Origin of the sequence: Methylorubrum zatmanii, from assembly GCF_014845115.1 — a bacterium.
Classification (GTDB): domain Bacteria; phylum Pseudomonadota; class Alphaproteobacteria; order Rhizobiales; family Beijerinckiaceae; genus Methylobacterium; species Methylobacterium zatmanii.
In genome coordinates this window covers 22,026-36,529 of record NZ_NKUI01000003.1, presented here as the reverse complement: position 1 = coordinate 36,529, position 14,504 = coordinate 22,026, and the positions used below count along the sequence as shown (strand labels likewise).

Genomic DNA, 14,504 nt, shown 5'->3' with positions numbered 1-14,504 from the left:
GGCGGAGGAGGCGCGGTTGATGCAGACGAGCAGGGTCGGTGGCGTGTCGCTGACGCTGCACACGGCCGAGGCGGTGAAGCCGGCCCGCCCGCCGGGACCGTCGGTGGTGATCAGGTGAACCGAGCTCGCGAGCCGGGACATCGCCTCACGATAGGCCATCGCATCGACGGGAGGAGCGGCTGCGGCGCTGTCGGGCATGGTCATGGCGGCGGCCTTTCGCGGGAGAGGGAAACGTCAGGGCGTTCCGAGGAAATCGAGCAGCGTGCGGTTGAAGGCCTCGGCGCGGGTGACGCTGTGGGCGTGGCCGCCCTCGTCGGCGAGGGCGAGGCGGGCCTTCGGCAGCCCGGCCGCGAGGCTCTGCGAGGCGGTGAAGGGCACGAGCACGTCGTCGCGCGCCGCCATCACCAGGGTCTCGTGCGGGATGCGCCCGAGCGAGCCGGTGGCGTCGAACGCCTCCAGCGCGGCGATGCGCGCCAGCACGGTTGCCGTACCCGGGAAATGCGCCAGCGCCTGCGCCTCGTCGGCCGCGACGCGCGCGGCGTTCTCGGAGAGCCACGGCGCCGGGTAGAGGAAGAGGGCCTGCGCGCGCACATAGGCCTCCGGCCCCGCCTGGGTCAGCAAGGCCTTGCGGGCCGCGAAGCAGCGGCGCGTCGCCGGATCCATCGCCGCCCAGCCGTTGATCACCACGATGCGGCCGACACGCTCCGGGTGAGTGAGGGCGAGTTGCAGGGCGATCAGGCCACCCAGGGCGTGCCCGACGAGGTCGGCCTCGGCGACGTCCAGGCGGTCGAGCAGGTCGAGGACGTCGCGGGCCATGGCCGCGACGTCGTGGCCCGGCTCCAGCGGACCGGGCGAGCGCCCGGTGCCGCGGTGATCGTAGGTGACGACCCGCCCCCGCGCGGCGAGGGCCGGCAGCTGCGGCGCGAAGTAATGGGCCGAGCCGCCGAGCCCGGGCGAGAGCAGCACGGTGCGTCCGCCCGCCGGCCCGTGCAATGCGTGATGAACGGGCGCGGCCATCGGCTCAGGCGGCCTTGCCGATATGCGCGACCGAGGCGATCTCGACGAGGGCTGCCGGCTTCACCAGCCCGCACTGGATGCAGTACCGCGCCGGCTTCTCACCGGGGAAGTACTCGGCATAGACGGCGTTGATGGCGCCGTAATCGGCCCAGTCCTTCAGGAAGACGTGGTTGAACGTGACGTCGTCCATGCTGCCGCCGGCGGCCTCGACGACGCCCTTGATCGTCTCCAGCACGTGCCGGGTCTGCGCCCCGGCATCGCCCTCGTGGAGGACGTTGTTGTCCTTGTCGAAAGCGAGCGTGCCGGAGACGTAGAGCACGCCGTCGGCGAGGGTGCCGGGCACGTAGGGCGCCAGCGGCTTGCCGGTGCCGGGCGGGATCACGACGGTCTTGGGCATGAGGGCGGTCTCCGATCACGCGGGGATGCGGCGGGCCTCGTCCGGGGCGAGCGCCGCCTCGAAGGCCGCGACGTCCGACACCCAGCCGAAGAAGGTCTCGATGTTGAGGAGGGCGCCGTCCTGCAGGCTCGGCGGCCCGGCCTGATGCGTGGCGTCGGCGAGCACGATCCCGAAATATTCGAGGAAGAAGCCGTCCCGCAGGGTCGATTCCACGCAGACATTGGTGGCGATGCCGGTGAAGACCAGCGTGCGGATGCCGCGCGCCCGCAGCATGCTGTCGAGCGGCGTGTTGTAGAAGCCGCTGTAGCGCGGTTTCGGCAGCACGATGTCGCCGGGCTCGGGCTTCAGCGCATCGACGAGGGCGTAATCCCACGAACCCTTCGACAGGAGCCGCCGGCTCATCTCGGGTCGCCTGCGCATGGTCTTGAGCGCGTTGGACTTGTGCCAGTTCGGTGAGCCCGGCCCTCCGGCCTCGACATAATCCGGGTCCCAGCCGTTCTGGAACCAGATCACGAGGAGACCCGCCGCCCGCGCGGCGGCCACGGCCCGCGCGATCCGCTCGATCACCGGCCCAGTCGCCGAGACGTCGAAGCCGGCGAGATCGAGGTAGCCGCCCTTCGTCGCGTAGGCGTTCTGCATGTCGACGACGATGAGGGCGGTCGCGCTCGCCTCGAAGGCGATCGGCTCGGGGCGCGCGGGCAGGGTCAGGCCGCCGTGGCGGCCGGACGGATCGCGATAGCCCGCCGGCTGGTCGGTCGTCATCACGCCACCTCCGCCAGCGGCCCGCTCGCGCCCGCGATATGCCGGCGCGAGCGCATCAGCGGCTGGATCCGCGTGCCGAAATCGTCGAGACCTTTGAGGAAATCGTCGAAGGTGAGCAGGACGCCGCCGGTGCCCGGCACGCTCACCACCTCGTCGAGCAGGGCCGCGACGGTGGCGTAGGAGCCGACCAGCGTGCCCATGTTGATGTTCACCGCCGAGGTCGGGTCGGCCATCTGGCGGATATTGGTGTCGGCGCCGGATTTGGTGTCGGCCGCGCCCTGCAGGCCGAGCCAGGCGATCGCCTCCTCGTCGGCCCCCGCCTTGTAATGCTCCCACTTGGCGCGGGCCGCCTCGTCGGTCTCGTCGCTGATGATCATGAACAGGACGTAGGAGGAGACGTCGCGGCCGGTTTTCGCCTTGGCCTCCTCCAGCCGCTCGACGGTCGGGGCGAAGGCGGTCGGGGTGTTGACCCCCTTGCCGAAGCAGAAATTGTAATCGGCATAGGTGGCGGTGAAGGCCATGCCGGCGGCGCTCTGCCCGGCACAGATGATCTTCATCTCGGCCTGCGGGCGCGGACTCAGGCGGCAATCCTCCATCTGGAAGAACTCGCCCTTGAGGTCGCTGCGACCGGTCTCCCACAGCTCGCGCAGGATCTGCGCATACTCGGACAGATACTCGTAGCGCCGGCCGAAATACTCGTCGCCGGGCCACAGGCCCATCTGTGAATATTCCGGCCGCTGCCAGCCGGTGACGAGGTTGATGCCGAAGCGGCCGTTCGAGATCGAGTCGATGGTCGAGGCCATGCGCGCCACGATCGCCGGCGGCAGGCACAGGGTCGGGGCCGTGGCGTAGAGCTTGATCCGGCTGGTGACCGCCGCGAGCCCGGCCATCAGCGTGAAGGATTCGAGATTGTGGTCCCAGAACTCGGTCTTGCCACCGAAACCGCGCAGCTTGATCATCGAGAGCGCGAAGTCGAACCCGTAATGCTCCGCCTTGAGCGTAATCTGTTTGTTGAGATCGAAGCTCGGCTTGTATTGCGGAGCATTCTCCGACAGGAGCCAGCCGTTGTTTCCGATCGGGATGAAGACGCCGATATTCATGGCCTGGGTCATCGAAAACCCCCGCTCGCTCATGCACCCGACCCCACAACCGGGCCGGCGACAGGTCTGAACGGTAGCAATTCAGACCATTTGGTCAAACTCTCGAAGCCGATATTTGACCGTTTGCACAAACTCTCCGCGTCATGCCCGCGCAGCGGGCCGGTTCTGCCCAAGGCCCGTGCGTCGGCGGGCGCTTCTTCGCCTCTTGCGCGCCAGGGATCGGGCGAATCACGTCAATCCGAGGCTGCTCAGGATCAGCCTCTGCGTGCTCTCCACCGTCTGCTCGAAGAAGGCTTCGTCGTTGAGGTCCCGGCCCGTGATGGCGTCGACCTGCACCGCGAAATCGGCGTAGTGCTGGGTGATCGCCCAGATCGCGAAGACGAGGTGCCGGGGGTCGTGCGGGGCGATGCGCCCTTCCGCGATCCAGCCGCGCAGCACCGTGGCCTTGGCCTCGACCAGGGCGCGCAGGGGGCCTTCGAGTTCGGCGCGCAGGAGCGGCGCGCCCTGCACGATCTCCAGGCAGAACAGCCGCGAGGCCTGCGGCGCATCGCGGGACAGGGTGATCTTCGAGCGGATGTAGCGCCTCAGCGCCTCCGCCGGCTCGGAATCCGCATCGAGCGCCTGGAGCGGATCGAGCCAGACATCGAGCACGCGCCGCAGCACGGCGATGTAGAGGTCTTCCTTGGTCGGGAAGTAGTAGAGCAGGTTCGTCTTCGAGAGGCCGGCGCGTTCGGCGATCTGGTCGAGGCTCGCGCCGTGCAGGCCGACCGTCGAGAAGACCTCCAGGCCGGCATCGAGCACGGCCTCCCGCCGCAGGGCGCCGTCGCGTCGGCGCCGTCGCAGAGGGGCCCCGATCCCGCTTCCGACCACGCCCGCGCCTCCCGATCCGTCGCCGGCCCCGCGCGGCGCCCCGATCACCTAGACCATTGTCCATGATCCTTGGATCGCGGACAATGCTCTGGCCGATCCGGCGGGCACGCCGGAGGGCTCCCTCGTCCGCCCCGCTTCCTCATCCTGGGACGGGATGCCCGCCGTCACTCCGCCGCCGGGACGACGATCCAGGCCTCGTCGAAGCTATGCTCCTCCAGGTTCGCCCCGGGGCCGCCGCGATCGATCACGAGAAAATCCTGGGGCCGGTCGAGGGGCGTGAGGACGCCGTGCCACGTGCCGATTGCGTAGCAGACGCCCTGGCCCGGCGCGGTCAGGAAGGCCCGCGGCCGGCCGGGCGTCCCGCCCTCGTCCGGGCAGACGACGACGAGGAACGGCGCGGCAGTCAGGGGCACGAAGGCCTGGGCGCCGAGCGGATGGCGCTCGACGAGGCTCAAGCGGAGCGGCAGCGCGTAGGGATCGGCCTCGACATGGCCGATCACCACCCGTCCGTCCGCGCCGGCCACATCCACCCGCGCGAGGTCGTGGAAGCGGCGCGCCATGCCGCCGTTCATCGGGCGCGGCGCCACCGCCGCCTTGTCGATGACCGTGCCGAAGGGCGCGAAGGCCGCCTGCGTCAGCGGCTCGACGGTGATCCGGCGCCCGATCATCGCACGCCCCCGAACGGCGCGAGTGCGGCGTGGCGGTTCACGTCCTTGTAGAGCAGGTAGCGGAACGGACCGGGACCGCCCGCGTAGCAGGCCTGCGGGCAATAGGCGCGCAGCCATAGGAAGTCGCCGGCCTCGACCTCGACCCAGTCGCGGTTCAGTCGGTAGACCGCCTTGCCCTCCAGCACGAACAGGCCGTGCTCCATCACATGCGTCTCCTCGAACGGGATCGAGGCGCCGGGCCGGAACGTGACGATGTTGACGTGCATGTCGTACCGCACGTCCTCGGGCGAGACGAAGCGGGTGGTGGCCCAGGCGCCGTCCGTGCCCGGCATCGCCTGCGGCGCGACCTCGGTTTCGTGGGTGACCAAGGCCGGCGGCAGCTCGATCCCCGGCACCCGCTCGTAGGCCTTGCGGATCCAGTGGAAGCGGGCGGGCGCGGCCCCGTCGTTGCGCAGGCTCCAGGCCGCCCCGGGCGGGAGATAGGCGTAGCTGCCGGGGCGCAGGGCGTGGGCGCGGCCCTCGAGAACGAGGCGGAGGGTGCCGCCGGCCACGAACAGCACGCCCTCGGCTCGGGCGTCGGGCTCCGGCCGCTCGCTGCCGCCCCCCGGCGCCAGCTCCATCAGGTATTGCGCGAAGGTCTCGGCGAAGCCCGAGAGCGGCCGCGCCAGCATCCAGGCCCGCGCCCCCTCCCAGAACGGCAGGACGCTGGTGACGATGTCGCTCATCACGCCCCTGGGGATGACGGCATAGGCCTCGGTGAACACGGCCCGGCCCGTCATCAGCGCGGTCTGAGGCGGCAGGCCGCCGCAGGGCGGATTGTAGGGGGAGGCGGTCATCCGTGGGGCTCCGGTGTCGGGGAAGGGGGTTCTGGAGCGCTCGCCGCCGCAGCGGATGCCGGTTCGTCGCGGGAAAATGCGGCACCATCGAACAGCGAGAGGATTTTTCGCGATCCAAGGATCATGGACAATCCTCTAGCGCGCCTCGTCGCGCACGAGGTCGGCGGCGAGGGCGTTGTGCCGCGCCGCGAGGAGGCGGGTGTCGAGGGTCGTCAGATGCCCCTCGCGCACGACGACACGGCCATTGATGACGCTCCAGGCGACCCGCTGCGGCGCGCAGAAGACCAGCGCGGCGACCGGATCGTGCAGGGCGCCGGCGGTTTCCAGGCCGCGCAGATCGAAAGCGACCACGTCGGCGGCCATGCCGGGGGCCAGCGCGCCGATGTCGTCGCGGTTGAGCACCCCGGCACCGCCGAGGGTCGCGATCTCCAGCGCCTCGCGGCCGGTCATCGCGGCCGGGCCGAAGCCGACCCGCGCCAGCAGCAGGGCCTGGCGGGCCTCGCCCAGCATGTGGGCGCCGTCGTTCGAGGCGGAGCCGTCGACGCCGAGGCCGACGCCGACGCCCTCACAGCGCATCCGGCCCACCGGGGCGATGCCCGAGGCGAGGCGCATGTTCGAGCACGGGCAATGCGCGACCCCGGTGCGTGTCCGGCCGAACAGGCGGATTCCGGCCTCGTCGAGCTTCACGCAGTGGGCGTGCCAGACGTCGCGCCCGACCCAGCCGAGTTCGGCCGCGTATTCCGCCGGGGTCATCCCGAACCGCTCCCGGCTGTAGGCGACGTCGTTCTCGTTCTCGGCCAGATGGGTGTGCAGGCCGACGCCGTAGGCGCGGGCGAGTGCGGCGGAATCCCGCATCAGCTCACGGCTGACGGTGAAGGGCGAGCACGGCGCGACCACGATCCGCCGCATCGCGAGGCGGGCGGGGTCGTGCCAGCGCTCGATCAGCCGGCGGGTCTCGGCCAGGATCGCGGCCTCGTCCTCGACCACGGCATCCGGCGGCAGCCCGCCCTTGCTCTCGCCGACGCTCATGGCGCCGCGCGCGGCGTGGAAGCGCATGCCGATGGCGTCGGCCGCCTCGATCGCATCGTCCAGGCGGCAGCCGTTCGGGTAGAGGTAGAGGTGGTCGCTCGAGGTGGTGCAGCCCGACAGGATCAGCTCGGCCATCGCCGTCTGGGTCGAGACGCGGATCATCTCGGGCGTCAGCCGGGCCCAGATCGGATAGAGCGCCTTCAACCAGCCGAACAATTCGGCGTCCTGCGCCGCCGGTACGGCGCGGGTCAGCGTCTGGAACATGTGGTGGTGGGTGTTGACGAGGCCGGGCAGCACCACGTGCCCGGCCATGTCGATGACCTCGTCCGCCGTTTCGGGCAGGGTGTCGGCGGGGCCGACCGCGACGATCCGGTTGTCCTCGCTGTAGAGGCCGCCGCCGCGGATCTCGCGGCGCCCGGCATCCATCGTCACCAGAACCTCGGCGTTCCTGAGGAGCAGGGAGCTCATCGCGCCGTCTCCAGCCAGGCTGCGAGCACGCCGCGCTCCGCCTCGGTCATCTCGGTGACGTTGTTGGGCGGCATGTTGTGGGTCAGCACGACCTGCCGGCGGATCGCCTCGGCCTGACGGCCGATGGCCTCTGCCGTATCGAGCAGGACGCCCTTCGGCGCCACGCCGATCCCGTCCCAGACCGGTTCGGCCGCGTGGCACATGGCGCAGCGCCCGGCGACGAGTTCGACGACGTGATCCGGCGGCGGCGCGGCGGGGAGGGCGCGCTCGGCCGAGGCCAGGGCGATCGTCGGCGCGGCCTCCGCCTGCGGCGGCAGGCCCAGCACCGCGCGCCCCCCCGCGCTTCCGGCCAGGGCGAGCACGAAGGCGGCGGCGAGTCCCGCCGAGGCCGCGGCCCAGGCCCACCAGGGCGAGCGGGCATGGTCGGCGTGGCGGACGTTGTAGAAGAAGCGGATCAGCGCCCCGGAGGCGGTGATCAGCGCGACGATCAGCGGGATCGTCGCCTTCGACCCGAACAGCATCGGGTAGTGGTTCGAGATCATCAGGAGCACGACCGGCAGCGTCAGATAGTTGTTCTGGGCCGAGCGCTGCTTGGCCTGCTTGCCGAGGCCCGGATCCGGCCGCTCGCCCCGCATCAGCGCGGCGACGACCTTGCGCTGGTTCGGGATGACGACGAGGAAGACGTTGCCGGCCATCCAGGTCGCCATCAGGGCGCCGGTATGGATCAGGGCGCCGCGGCCGCTGAACACCTGCGAGAAGCCGAAAGCCGCGAGCGTGATGACGAGAAGGCCGATGGCGGCGAGCCCCGCCTCGCTCTCGCCGAGCTTCGACCGGCAGATGCCGTCATAGATGAGCCAGCCGAGGGCCAGCGCGCCGATGCCGAGCACGGTCGCGGCCGGGGCGGACAGGTCCATCACCGCCGGATCGACGAGGTAGAGCCGCGACTGCGCGTAGTAGATCCAGGCCAGCAGCACGAAGCCCGAGAGCCAGGTCGTATAGGCCTGCCACTTGTGCCAAGTGAGATCCTCGGAGAGGTGGGCCGGCGCGACGAAATACTTGCGCATCTCGTAGAAGCCGCCGCCATGCACCTGCCAGGCCGCGGCCCCCTCGCCGGCCGGGATGTCGGGCGTCCGCTTCAGCGACGCGTCGAGATGCATGAAGAAGAACGACGAGCCGATCCAGGCCATCGCCGCGACGATGTGAAGCCAGCGCAGCAGCAGGCTGCCCCACTCCCAGACGAAGCTCTCCACCGCCTGCCCCTCCGCGTTCCGGCGGCCATCCTACCGAAGCGGGTCGCCCTGTATGCCCATCGATTTCCTTGTCAGTTTTCGAATTTTTCGTAAGGTCGACAGCGGAGGGAGAGCGGAATGCTGTCGCTGGAGAGTCTCCGCATCTTCATGCGCGCGGCCGAGGCCGGCAGCTTCTCGGCGGCGGGGCGCTCGCTGCGCCTGTCGCCCTCGGTGATCAGCTACCGCATCCAGACGCTCGAGGAGCATCTCGGCTGCCTGCTGCTGACGCGCACCACCCGGCGGATGAACCTGACCGAGGCCGGCCGGGTCTTCTACGATCGCTGCCTCGACATCGCCGCCGCCGTCGAGCGCGCGGAGAAGAGCGTCGAGATGCAGGGGGCCGCGCCGCGCGGGACGCTGAAGGTGACCGCGCCCTTGAGCTTGGGCCGGCGGGTCGTCGCCCCCCTGGTCCCCGCCTTCCGCGAACGGCACGCGGAAACCGACGTGCATCTGCGGCTCTCCGACCATCTGCTCGACCTCGTGCAGGAGGCGGTCGATGTGGCCATCCGGCTGTCGCAGATGCGCGATTCGAGCTTCACCCTGCGCAAGGTCGCCGATGTCGAGCGGATCCTCTGCGCGGCACCGCGCTACCTCGCGGAGCACCCCGCCCCCGAGAGCCCGGCCGAGCTGCTCGACCATTCCTGCCTGCTGCTGCGGTTCCCCGGCTCGGAGCAGTTCCGCTGGACGCTGCTCGACGGCGACGAGGTGGTGACGCTGCCCGTGGCCGGGCGCATCGACGCGGATGACAGCGACGTGCTGACCGAGTGGGCGGTGCAGGGCCAGGGCATCGCCCTCAAGCCGGTCTTCGAGGTGGCGCCCCATCTCGCCGATGGCCGCCTCGTCCCGGTCCTGCCGCACATGCCGCCGACCCCGGTCACCCTCGGCGTGGTCTACCCGTCGCGGAAGATGCTGCCGAACCGGGCCAAGACCTTCGTCGAGATGACGACCGAGGCCCTGCGCGCCCATGTCGGCGCCCAGCTCGACCTGATCGGCCGTCGCTTGGCGCGGTAACCCGGCGCGGGGTCATCCCCAATCCGGTTGATCCCTTCGGGAGGGCGGATTCGGGCTTCGCCCCAACGCCGCGCGGGCTTGCCGACACGGCCCCCGCTCCGATCAAGCGGAGGCCGTCTCAGCCGTCCGCCAGGAGCGAGGCACTTGGCGAGGCACTTGGCGAGGCACTTGGCGAGGCACTTGGCGAGGCACTTGGCGAGGCACTTGGCGAGGCACTTGGCGAGGCACTTGGCGAGGCACTTGGCGAGGCACTTGGCGAGGCCGCTCGGGCGCAGGGTTTCAAGCCGGGTGCCGTGCCGCCCAGTGCCGGGCGATGTCGATCCGGCGCGCCAGCCAGACGCCGTCATGGGCGGCGACGTGGTCGAGGAAGCGCGTGAGCGCGGCGACGCGGCCGGGCCGGCCGACCAGGCGGCAGTGAAGGCCGACCGACATCATCTTCGGCGCGGTGGCACCCTCCGCGTAGAGCGCGTCGAAGCTGTCGCGCAGGTAGGTGAAGAAGTGGTCGCCGGTGTTGAAGCCCTGCGCCGTGGCGAAGCGCATGTCGTTGGCGTCCAGCGTGTAGGGCACCACGAGGCCCGTTCCGGCCTTGCCGTGGAGCCAGTAGGGCAGGTCGTCGGCGTAGGAATCGGCGAGATAGGCGAAGCCCCGCTCCAGGCCGAGTTCGAGCGTGTTGACGGAGGAGCGGCCGGTATACCAGCCGAGCGGGCGTTCGCCCGTGACCTCCTCGTGCAGCCGGATCGCAGCATCCATCTGCGCCGCCTCCTCGGTGCGCGGCATGTCGCGGTAATCGATCCATTTCAGGCCGTGGCTGGCGATCTCCCACTCGGCCTCCCGCATGGCGGCGACGGCCTCGGGGTTGCGCGCCAGCGCGGTGGCGACGCCGAACACGGTCACCGGCACGCGACGCTCGGTGAAGAGCCGCCACAGGCGCCAGAAGCCGGCCCGGGAGCCGTACTCGTAGAGCGACTCCATGTTCATGTGGCGCATCCCCGGCCAGGGCACGGCGCCGACGATCTCGGAGAGGAAGGCCTCGGAGGCGGCATCCCCGTGCAGGATGCAGTTCTCGCCCCCCTCCTCGTAGTTGAGCACGATCTGCACGGCGATCCGGGCGCCGCCGGGCCAGTCCGCCTGCGGCGGCGTGCGGCCGTATCCGATCATGTCGCGGGACGTCTGCATCTCTGACCCCGGTTTCGTCGCGGGTGCTGCGCGGGCTGTTGCGGTGGCCCCACGATAGCGCCGCGCGCTCCGCCGATCTGTCTGGCTTTTTCGAAGCTGCTCCCGAAAATGCGGGATGGTCAGCCCGCCGACGCCTCGGCCGGCATTCCGTCCCACACGGTCGGCAACACCGGCCCCATCCGCGTCATCCCGGTCGCGTCGCGTGCGGCCGGGCCGCCCCGGCGGAGCCGCGCGCGGCGCGGAGCCGATCCTGCGCGGTCAGCGCAGCGCGCAGGATCGAGGCATAGCCCGTGCAGCGGCAGAGATTGCCGGACAGCGCGGCCCGGATCTCGGCCTCGTCGGCCTCCGGGGCGCGGCCGAGCAGGGAGGCGAGGGCGAGGACGAAGCCCGAGGCGCAGTAGCCGCACTGGAAGGCGTTCTCGTCGATGAGAGCCGCGCGGACGACCGCGACCTCCGGCCCCGCCTCGGCGCAATCCGCGGTCAGGATCTCGGCTCCCTCCAAGCGGTACCCCATGACGAGGCAGGCGGTGACGGGCCGGCCTTCCATCAGGACCGTGCAGGCGCCGCAGCGCCCGATCCGGCAGCCGGGCTTGGCCGCCATGAGCCCGTGATCCTCGCGCAGGATGTCGAGAAGGCTGCGGTCGGGGCTGCCGGACAGGGCACGGTCGCAGCCGTTCAGGCGGAAGCGCGGCGGGCTCATGCCGCCCCTCCCGCAGCGAGCGCCCGCAGCAGGGTTTCGGGTGAGAACGGCGCGACGGAGGGCCAGTGGCCGGTCGCGTCCGCCACCGCCGCGGCGATGGCCGGGGTCACCGCGCCGATGCCGAGCTCACCCACCCCGCGCGGACCGTAGGGATCGCCCGGGTCGAGCTCCTCCAGGGCGAGGACGCGGCTCCGCTCCGGCGCGTCGGCGATGGTGGGCATCAGGTAGCCGTCGAGGTTCGAGGCGAGGTAGCGTCCCCCTTGCATCCGCGCATCCTCGGTCAGGGTGAAGCCGACGCCCTGCACGCCCCCGCCCTCGATCTGGCCGAGATAGGCGGCGGCATCGAGCACCGGGCCGGCGGCGGTGTGCTGGTGCAGGTCGAGCACGCGGACCTCGCCGGTGACGCGGTCCACGGCGACCCGGGCCAGGGTCGCGCCGGAGGCGAAGAGGTAGCGGGCATTGCCCGCCGTGTAGTCGGTCTTGGGGAACGCGAAGGCAGCACCGGCCCGCGGCAGGGCTTCCGGCGCGAGGCCTGAAGCGAGGGCGGCGAAGGTCAGGAGCGGGCGCCCGCTGTTCGAGCGGGCCTCGCGGATGCCGCCGGGGCCGAGCGCCAGATCGCCCGGTCTCCGGCCGAGGCGGCGGCCCGCCGCATCGAGCAGGGCGCGGGCGAAGGCGGGACCGGCGCGCCGCACCCCCTCCCAGACCACGAAGGTGCCGCGCGAGGCCGTGGTGGAGCCGGAATCCGGGCAGCGCCCGGTATCGCCGGTCACGGGGCGGATCTCGGAGCGGTCGATCCCCAGCCGCGTGGCGACGGCGCTGCGGATCGCCGCCTGGACACCCTGGCCGATCTCGTCGAGGCCGTAGAGCGCCTCGATCGCGCCATCGGCCGCGAGCCGCAATTCCATGGCGGCGCGGTCCTCCGGCAGCGAGCCGAGGCCGTTGCCCTGGTAGTTGAGCGCGAGGCCGACGCCGATCGCGGCCTCCGCCGGTTCCGGTCCGGCGGACCAGAGCGGGCTCGCCGCGGCGGCATCGAGCATCGCGGCGAGGCGCTCGCTCGGCCCCACCGCCTGGCCGAAGAAGCCGGGGCTGCCGGGCGCCCGCAGGTTGCGGCGGCGCAGGGCGACGGGATCGCAGCCCACGGCCTGCGCGAGGCGCCCCATCTGACACTCGATCGCGAAGGTCATCTCGTTGGCGCCGAAGCCGCGGAACGCGCCGCAGGTGCCGTTGTTGGTCGCCACCAGCCGGGCGACGCCCTCGACATGCGGGACGATGTAGGGACCGCAGCAATGCTCCAGCGCCGTCTCGATCACCGCGGGGCTCAGGGAGGCGTAGGCGCCGCCATCCGCAGTCAGCTCGACCGAGACGGCGAGCAGGCGGCCCTCCGCGTCGCAGCCGGTGCGCATGCGGATCCGCATCGGGTTGCGCTTGACGCCCGCTGCCACGGATTCCGCCCGGCCGAGGTGGAGGCGCACCGGCCGCCCGGTCTTCACCGCGAGCAGCGCCAGGACCGGCTGCACCGTCAGCTCGTCCTTGCCGCCGAAGGCGCCGCCGGTGGGGCTGGTGACGACCCGGATCCGCGCTTCCGGCCAGCCGAGGAGGCGGGCGATCTGGTGCCGGTCGCGGGCTCCGTGCTGGCCGCCGGCATGGATCGTGAGGCTGCCATCGGCCTCGACCCTGGCCCAGCCGCCCTCGGTCTCGAGGAAGCCGTGCATCTGCCGCGGCGTCACGTAGGTGTCCTCGACCACGTGGGCGCAGGTCGCGAACGCGGCGGCGGCATCCCCACGGGTGACGCGGACCTCGCGGCGCAGGTTGCCGTCGGGGTGAAGCTGGGCTGCGCCGGGCGCCAGCGCCGCCTCCGGCGTGTCGAGGACAGGCAGCGGCGCGTAGGCGACGCGGATCAGCGCGAGGGCGGCTTCGGCCGTGGCCTCGTCCACGGCGGCCACGGCCGCCACCGCGTCGCCGACATAGCGCACCCGCTCACCGCAGAGGGCGGGCTGGTCCTGCACCATGATCCCGAAGGCGTTGAGCCCCGGCACGTCGCGGTGGGTCACCACGGCGGCCACCCCGGGCAGGGCCTCCGCCTCGGCGGTGTCGATCGCGAGGATGCGGGCATGCGGCCGGCCGGCGCGCAGGATGCGGCCGACGAGCAGGCCGGGCATCCGCGCGTCCGTCAGGTAGGCGAGCCGCCCGAAAACCTTGTCGGCGATGTCCGGGCGCCGATGCCACCCGGCCGGATCGGCCGCGCGCGAGACGGTGCGCTCCCCCGCCGGAGCGCATCCGCCGACGGGGCGGTGCCGGGCGGGGGAGCGCCCGCCCGGCAGGAGACCGGCCCCGCCGAGGCCGGCGACGAGGGCGTTCGCCGCCACGCGGCGGCGGTAGCCCGCGCTGCGCAGGCCGTCGTCCGGGGCCTCGATCTCGGCCAAGAGCGCGGCGTGGAGGCCCACCCAGTCGACGGCCTCCGGGGGCAGACCCGCGAGGATCGCCTCCGACCGGAGGAGACGCTGCGGGCGCACCGGGCCGCCCCCGGCCGCGAGGCGCGCGGCGGCGATCACGCCCCGGTCGAGGTGAAGCAGGCCGGCCACGCCGACGACGCTCGGGCTGAAGGCCGCCCGCAGGCCCACCTTGCGCAGCGTCGCGGGCGCCCCCTCCGGCTGGGCCGGAACCGTGATTGCGAGGATCAGGCTCGCGGGGTCGGGGGCCCGACTGAGCCAGTCCGCGAGCGCCACCCGCCGCCGGCCCGCCTCGGACAGGAGGTCCAGGGACGCGTCGAGGGCGAGCAGGGCGGGCAGGCAGCAGCCCGCGCGCCCCGCGACATTGCCGCCGAGGCTCGCCAGCATGCGCACCGCCGGGGCGGCGACGGTCTGCACCGCCCTGCACAGGAGCGGCGCGGCGCGGGCGACCGCCGGGCTCGCCTCGATCTCCGCCAGCGGCGTCGCCGCACCGATGCGGAGGGAGCCACCCGCCGCGTCGATGCCGCGCAGTTCGGGCAGGGCCGAGAGGTCCACGAGCAGATCGGGGCGCGACGCGCCGGCCGCCCAGTCGAGCTGGAGCGCGGTGGCGCCGGCGGCGAGGCGCGCGGCCGCGCCGTGCCGGAGGAGGGCCGCGAGCGCCTCGCCGCTGTCGTGCGGGCGCAGGACGCGCAGGGATGGCCCGCTCATGCCCGGGCGGGCCACGCCTTCAT

General features: G+C 72.1%; 13 protein-coding genes and 1 pseudogene. 1 reads left to right on the top strand and 13 read right to left on the bottom strand.

Features of this window, described 5'->3' with window-relative positions:
* The 10 genes from MZTS_RS00595 to MZTS_RS00550 all read right to left on the bottom strand — a co-directional run.
* A partial coding sequence (locus tag MZTS_RS00595) for a flavin reductase (RefSeq protein WP_192280366.1) occupies positions 1–198 on the bottom strand: 198 nt, incomplete at its 3' end.
* Positions 199–234: 36 nt separating this feature from the next.
* Positions 235–1,017 carry a pyrimidine utilization protein D gene (gene rutD / locus MZTS_RS00590; RefSeq protein ID WP_192280353.1) on the bottom strand — a complete coding sequence of 261 codons (783 nt, stop codon included), beginning with the start codon at positions 1,015–1,017 and terminating at the stop codon, positions 235–237.
* 4 nt (positions 1,018–1,021) lie between these two features.
* Positions 1,022–1,414, bottom strand: coding sequence for a pyrimidine utilization protein C (rutC, locus tag MZTS_RS00585; RefSeq protein ID WP_192280350.1), 393 nt, complete (start codon positions 1,412–1,414; stop codon positions 1,022–1,024).
* Positions 1,415–1,429: 15 nt separating this feature from the next.
* Complete coding sequence (gene rutB, locus MZTS_RS00580; RefSeq protein ID WP_192280339.1) at positions 1,430–2,176, bottom strand: pyrimidine utilization protein B; 747 nt, start codon at positions 2,174–2,176, stop codon at positions 1,430–1,432.
* Positions 2,176–3,276, bottom strand: coding sequence for a pyrimidine utilization protein A (gene rutA, locus MZTS_RS00575; protein WP_192280363.1), 1,101 nt, complete (start codon positions 3,274–3,276; stop codon positions 2,176–2,178). The genes rutB and rutA overlap by 1 nt, the downstream gene beginning before the upstream one ends.
* A 228-nt stretch (positions 3,277–3,504) precedes the next feature.
* A complete protein-coding gene (rutR, locus tag MZTS_RS00570; protein ID WP_192280336.1) occupies positions 3,505–4,146 on the bottom strand; it encodes an HTH-type transcriptional regulator RutR in 642 nt (213 codons plus the stop codon).
* A 164-nt stretch (positions 4,147–4,310) separates the two neighbouring features.
* Positions 4,311–4,814 carry an ureidoglycolate lyase gene (locus MZTS_RS00565; RefSeq protein WP_009864187.1) on the bottom strand — a complete coding sequence of 168 codons (504 nt, stop codon included), beginning with the start codon at positions 4,812–4,814 and terminating at the stop codon, positions 4,311–4,313.
* Positions 4,811–5,650 (bottom strand): bifunctional allantoicase/(S)-ureidoglycine aminohydrolase, encoded by an 840-nt coding sequence (locus tag MZTS_RS00560; protein ID WP_192280334.1) that lies wholly within the window; start codon positions 5,648–5,650, stop codon positions 4,811–4,813. Before MZTS_RS00560 ends, MZTS_RS00565 begins: the two co-directional genes overlap by 4 nt.
* Before the next feature lie 135 nt (positions 5,651–5,785).
* Complete coding sequence (locus tag MZTS_RS00555) at positions 5,786–7,147, bottom strand: 8-oxoguanine deaminase (RefSeq protein WP_192280328.1); 1,362 nt, start codon at positions 7,145–7,147, stop codon at positions 5,786–5,788.
* Complete coding sequence (locus MZTS_RS00550) at positions 7,144–8,397, bottom strand: urate hydroxylase PuuD (RefSeq protein ID WP_192280318.1); 1,254 nt, start codon at positions 8,395–8,397, stop codon at positions 7,144–7,146. The genes MZTS_RS00555 and MZTS_RS00550 overlap by 4 nt, the downstream gene beginning before the upstream one ends.
* A 117-nt stretch (positions 8,398–8,514) precedes the next feature.
* Here MZTS_RS00550 and MZTS_RS00545 point away from each other — a divergent pair, with 117 nt between their 5' ends.
* A complete protein-coding gene (locus MZTS_RS00545; protein ID WP_192280315.1) occupies positions 8,515–9,447 on the top strand; it encodes a LysR family transcriptional regulator in 933 nt (310 codons plus the stop codon).
* Between the two features lie 254 nt (positions 9,448–9,701).
* Here MZTS_RS00545 and puuE read toward each other — a convergent pair.
* The 3 genes and pseudogenes from puuE to MZTS_RS00530 all read right to left on the bottom strand — a co-directional run.
* Positions 9,702–10,623, bottom strand: a pseudogene (puuE, locus tag MZTS_RS00540) (allantoinase PuuE); the annotation flags it as partial.
* Positions 10,624–10,807: 184 nt separating this feature from the next.
* Positions 10,808–11,323 carry a (2Fe-2S)-binding protein gene (locus tag MZTS_RS00535; protein ID WP_009866636.1) on the bottom strand — a complete coding sequence of 172 codons (516 nt, stop codon included), beginning with the start codon at positions 11,321–11,323 and terminating at the stop codon, positions 10,808–10,810.
* The gene (locus tag MZTS_RS00530) at positions 11,320–14,481 is read right to left on the bottom strand and encodes a molybdopterin cofactor-binding domain-containing protein (RefSeq protein WP_192280312.1); all 3,162 of its coding nucleotides are present in this window, start codon (positions 14,479–14,481) and stop codon (positions 11,320–11,322) included. Before MZTS_RS00530 ends, MZTS_RS00535 begins: the two co-directional genes overlap by 4 nt.
* Positions 14,482–14,504: the final 23 nt, after the last annotated feature.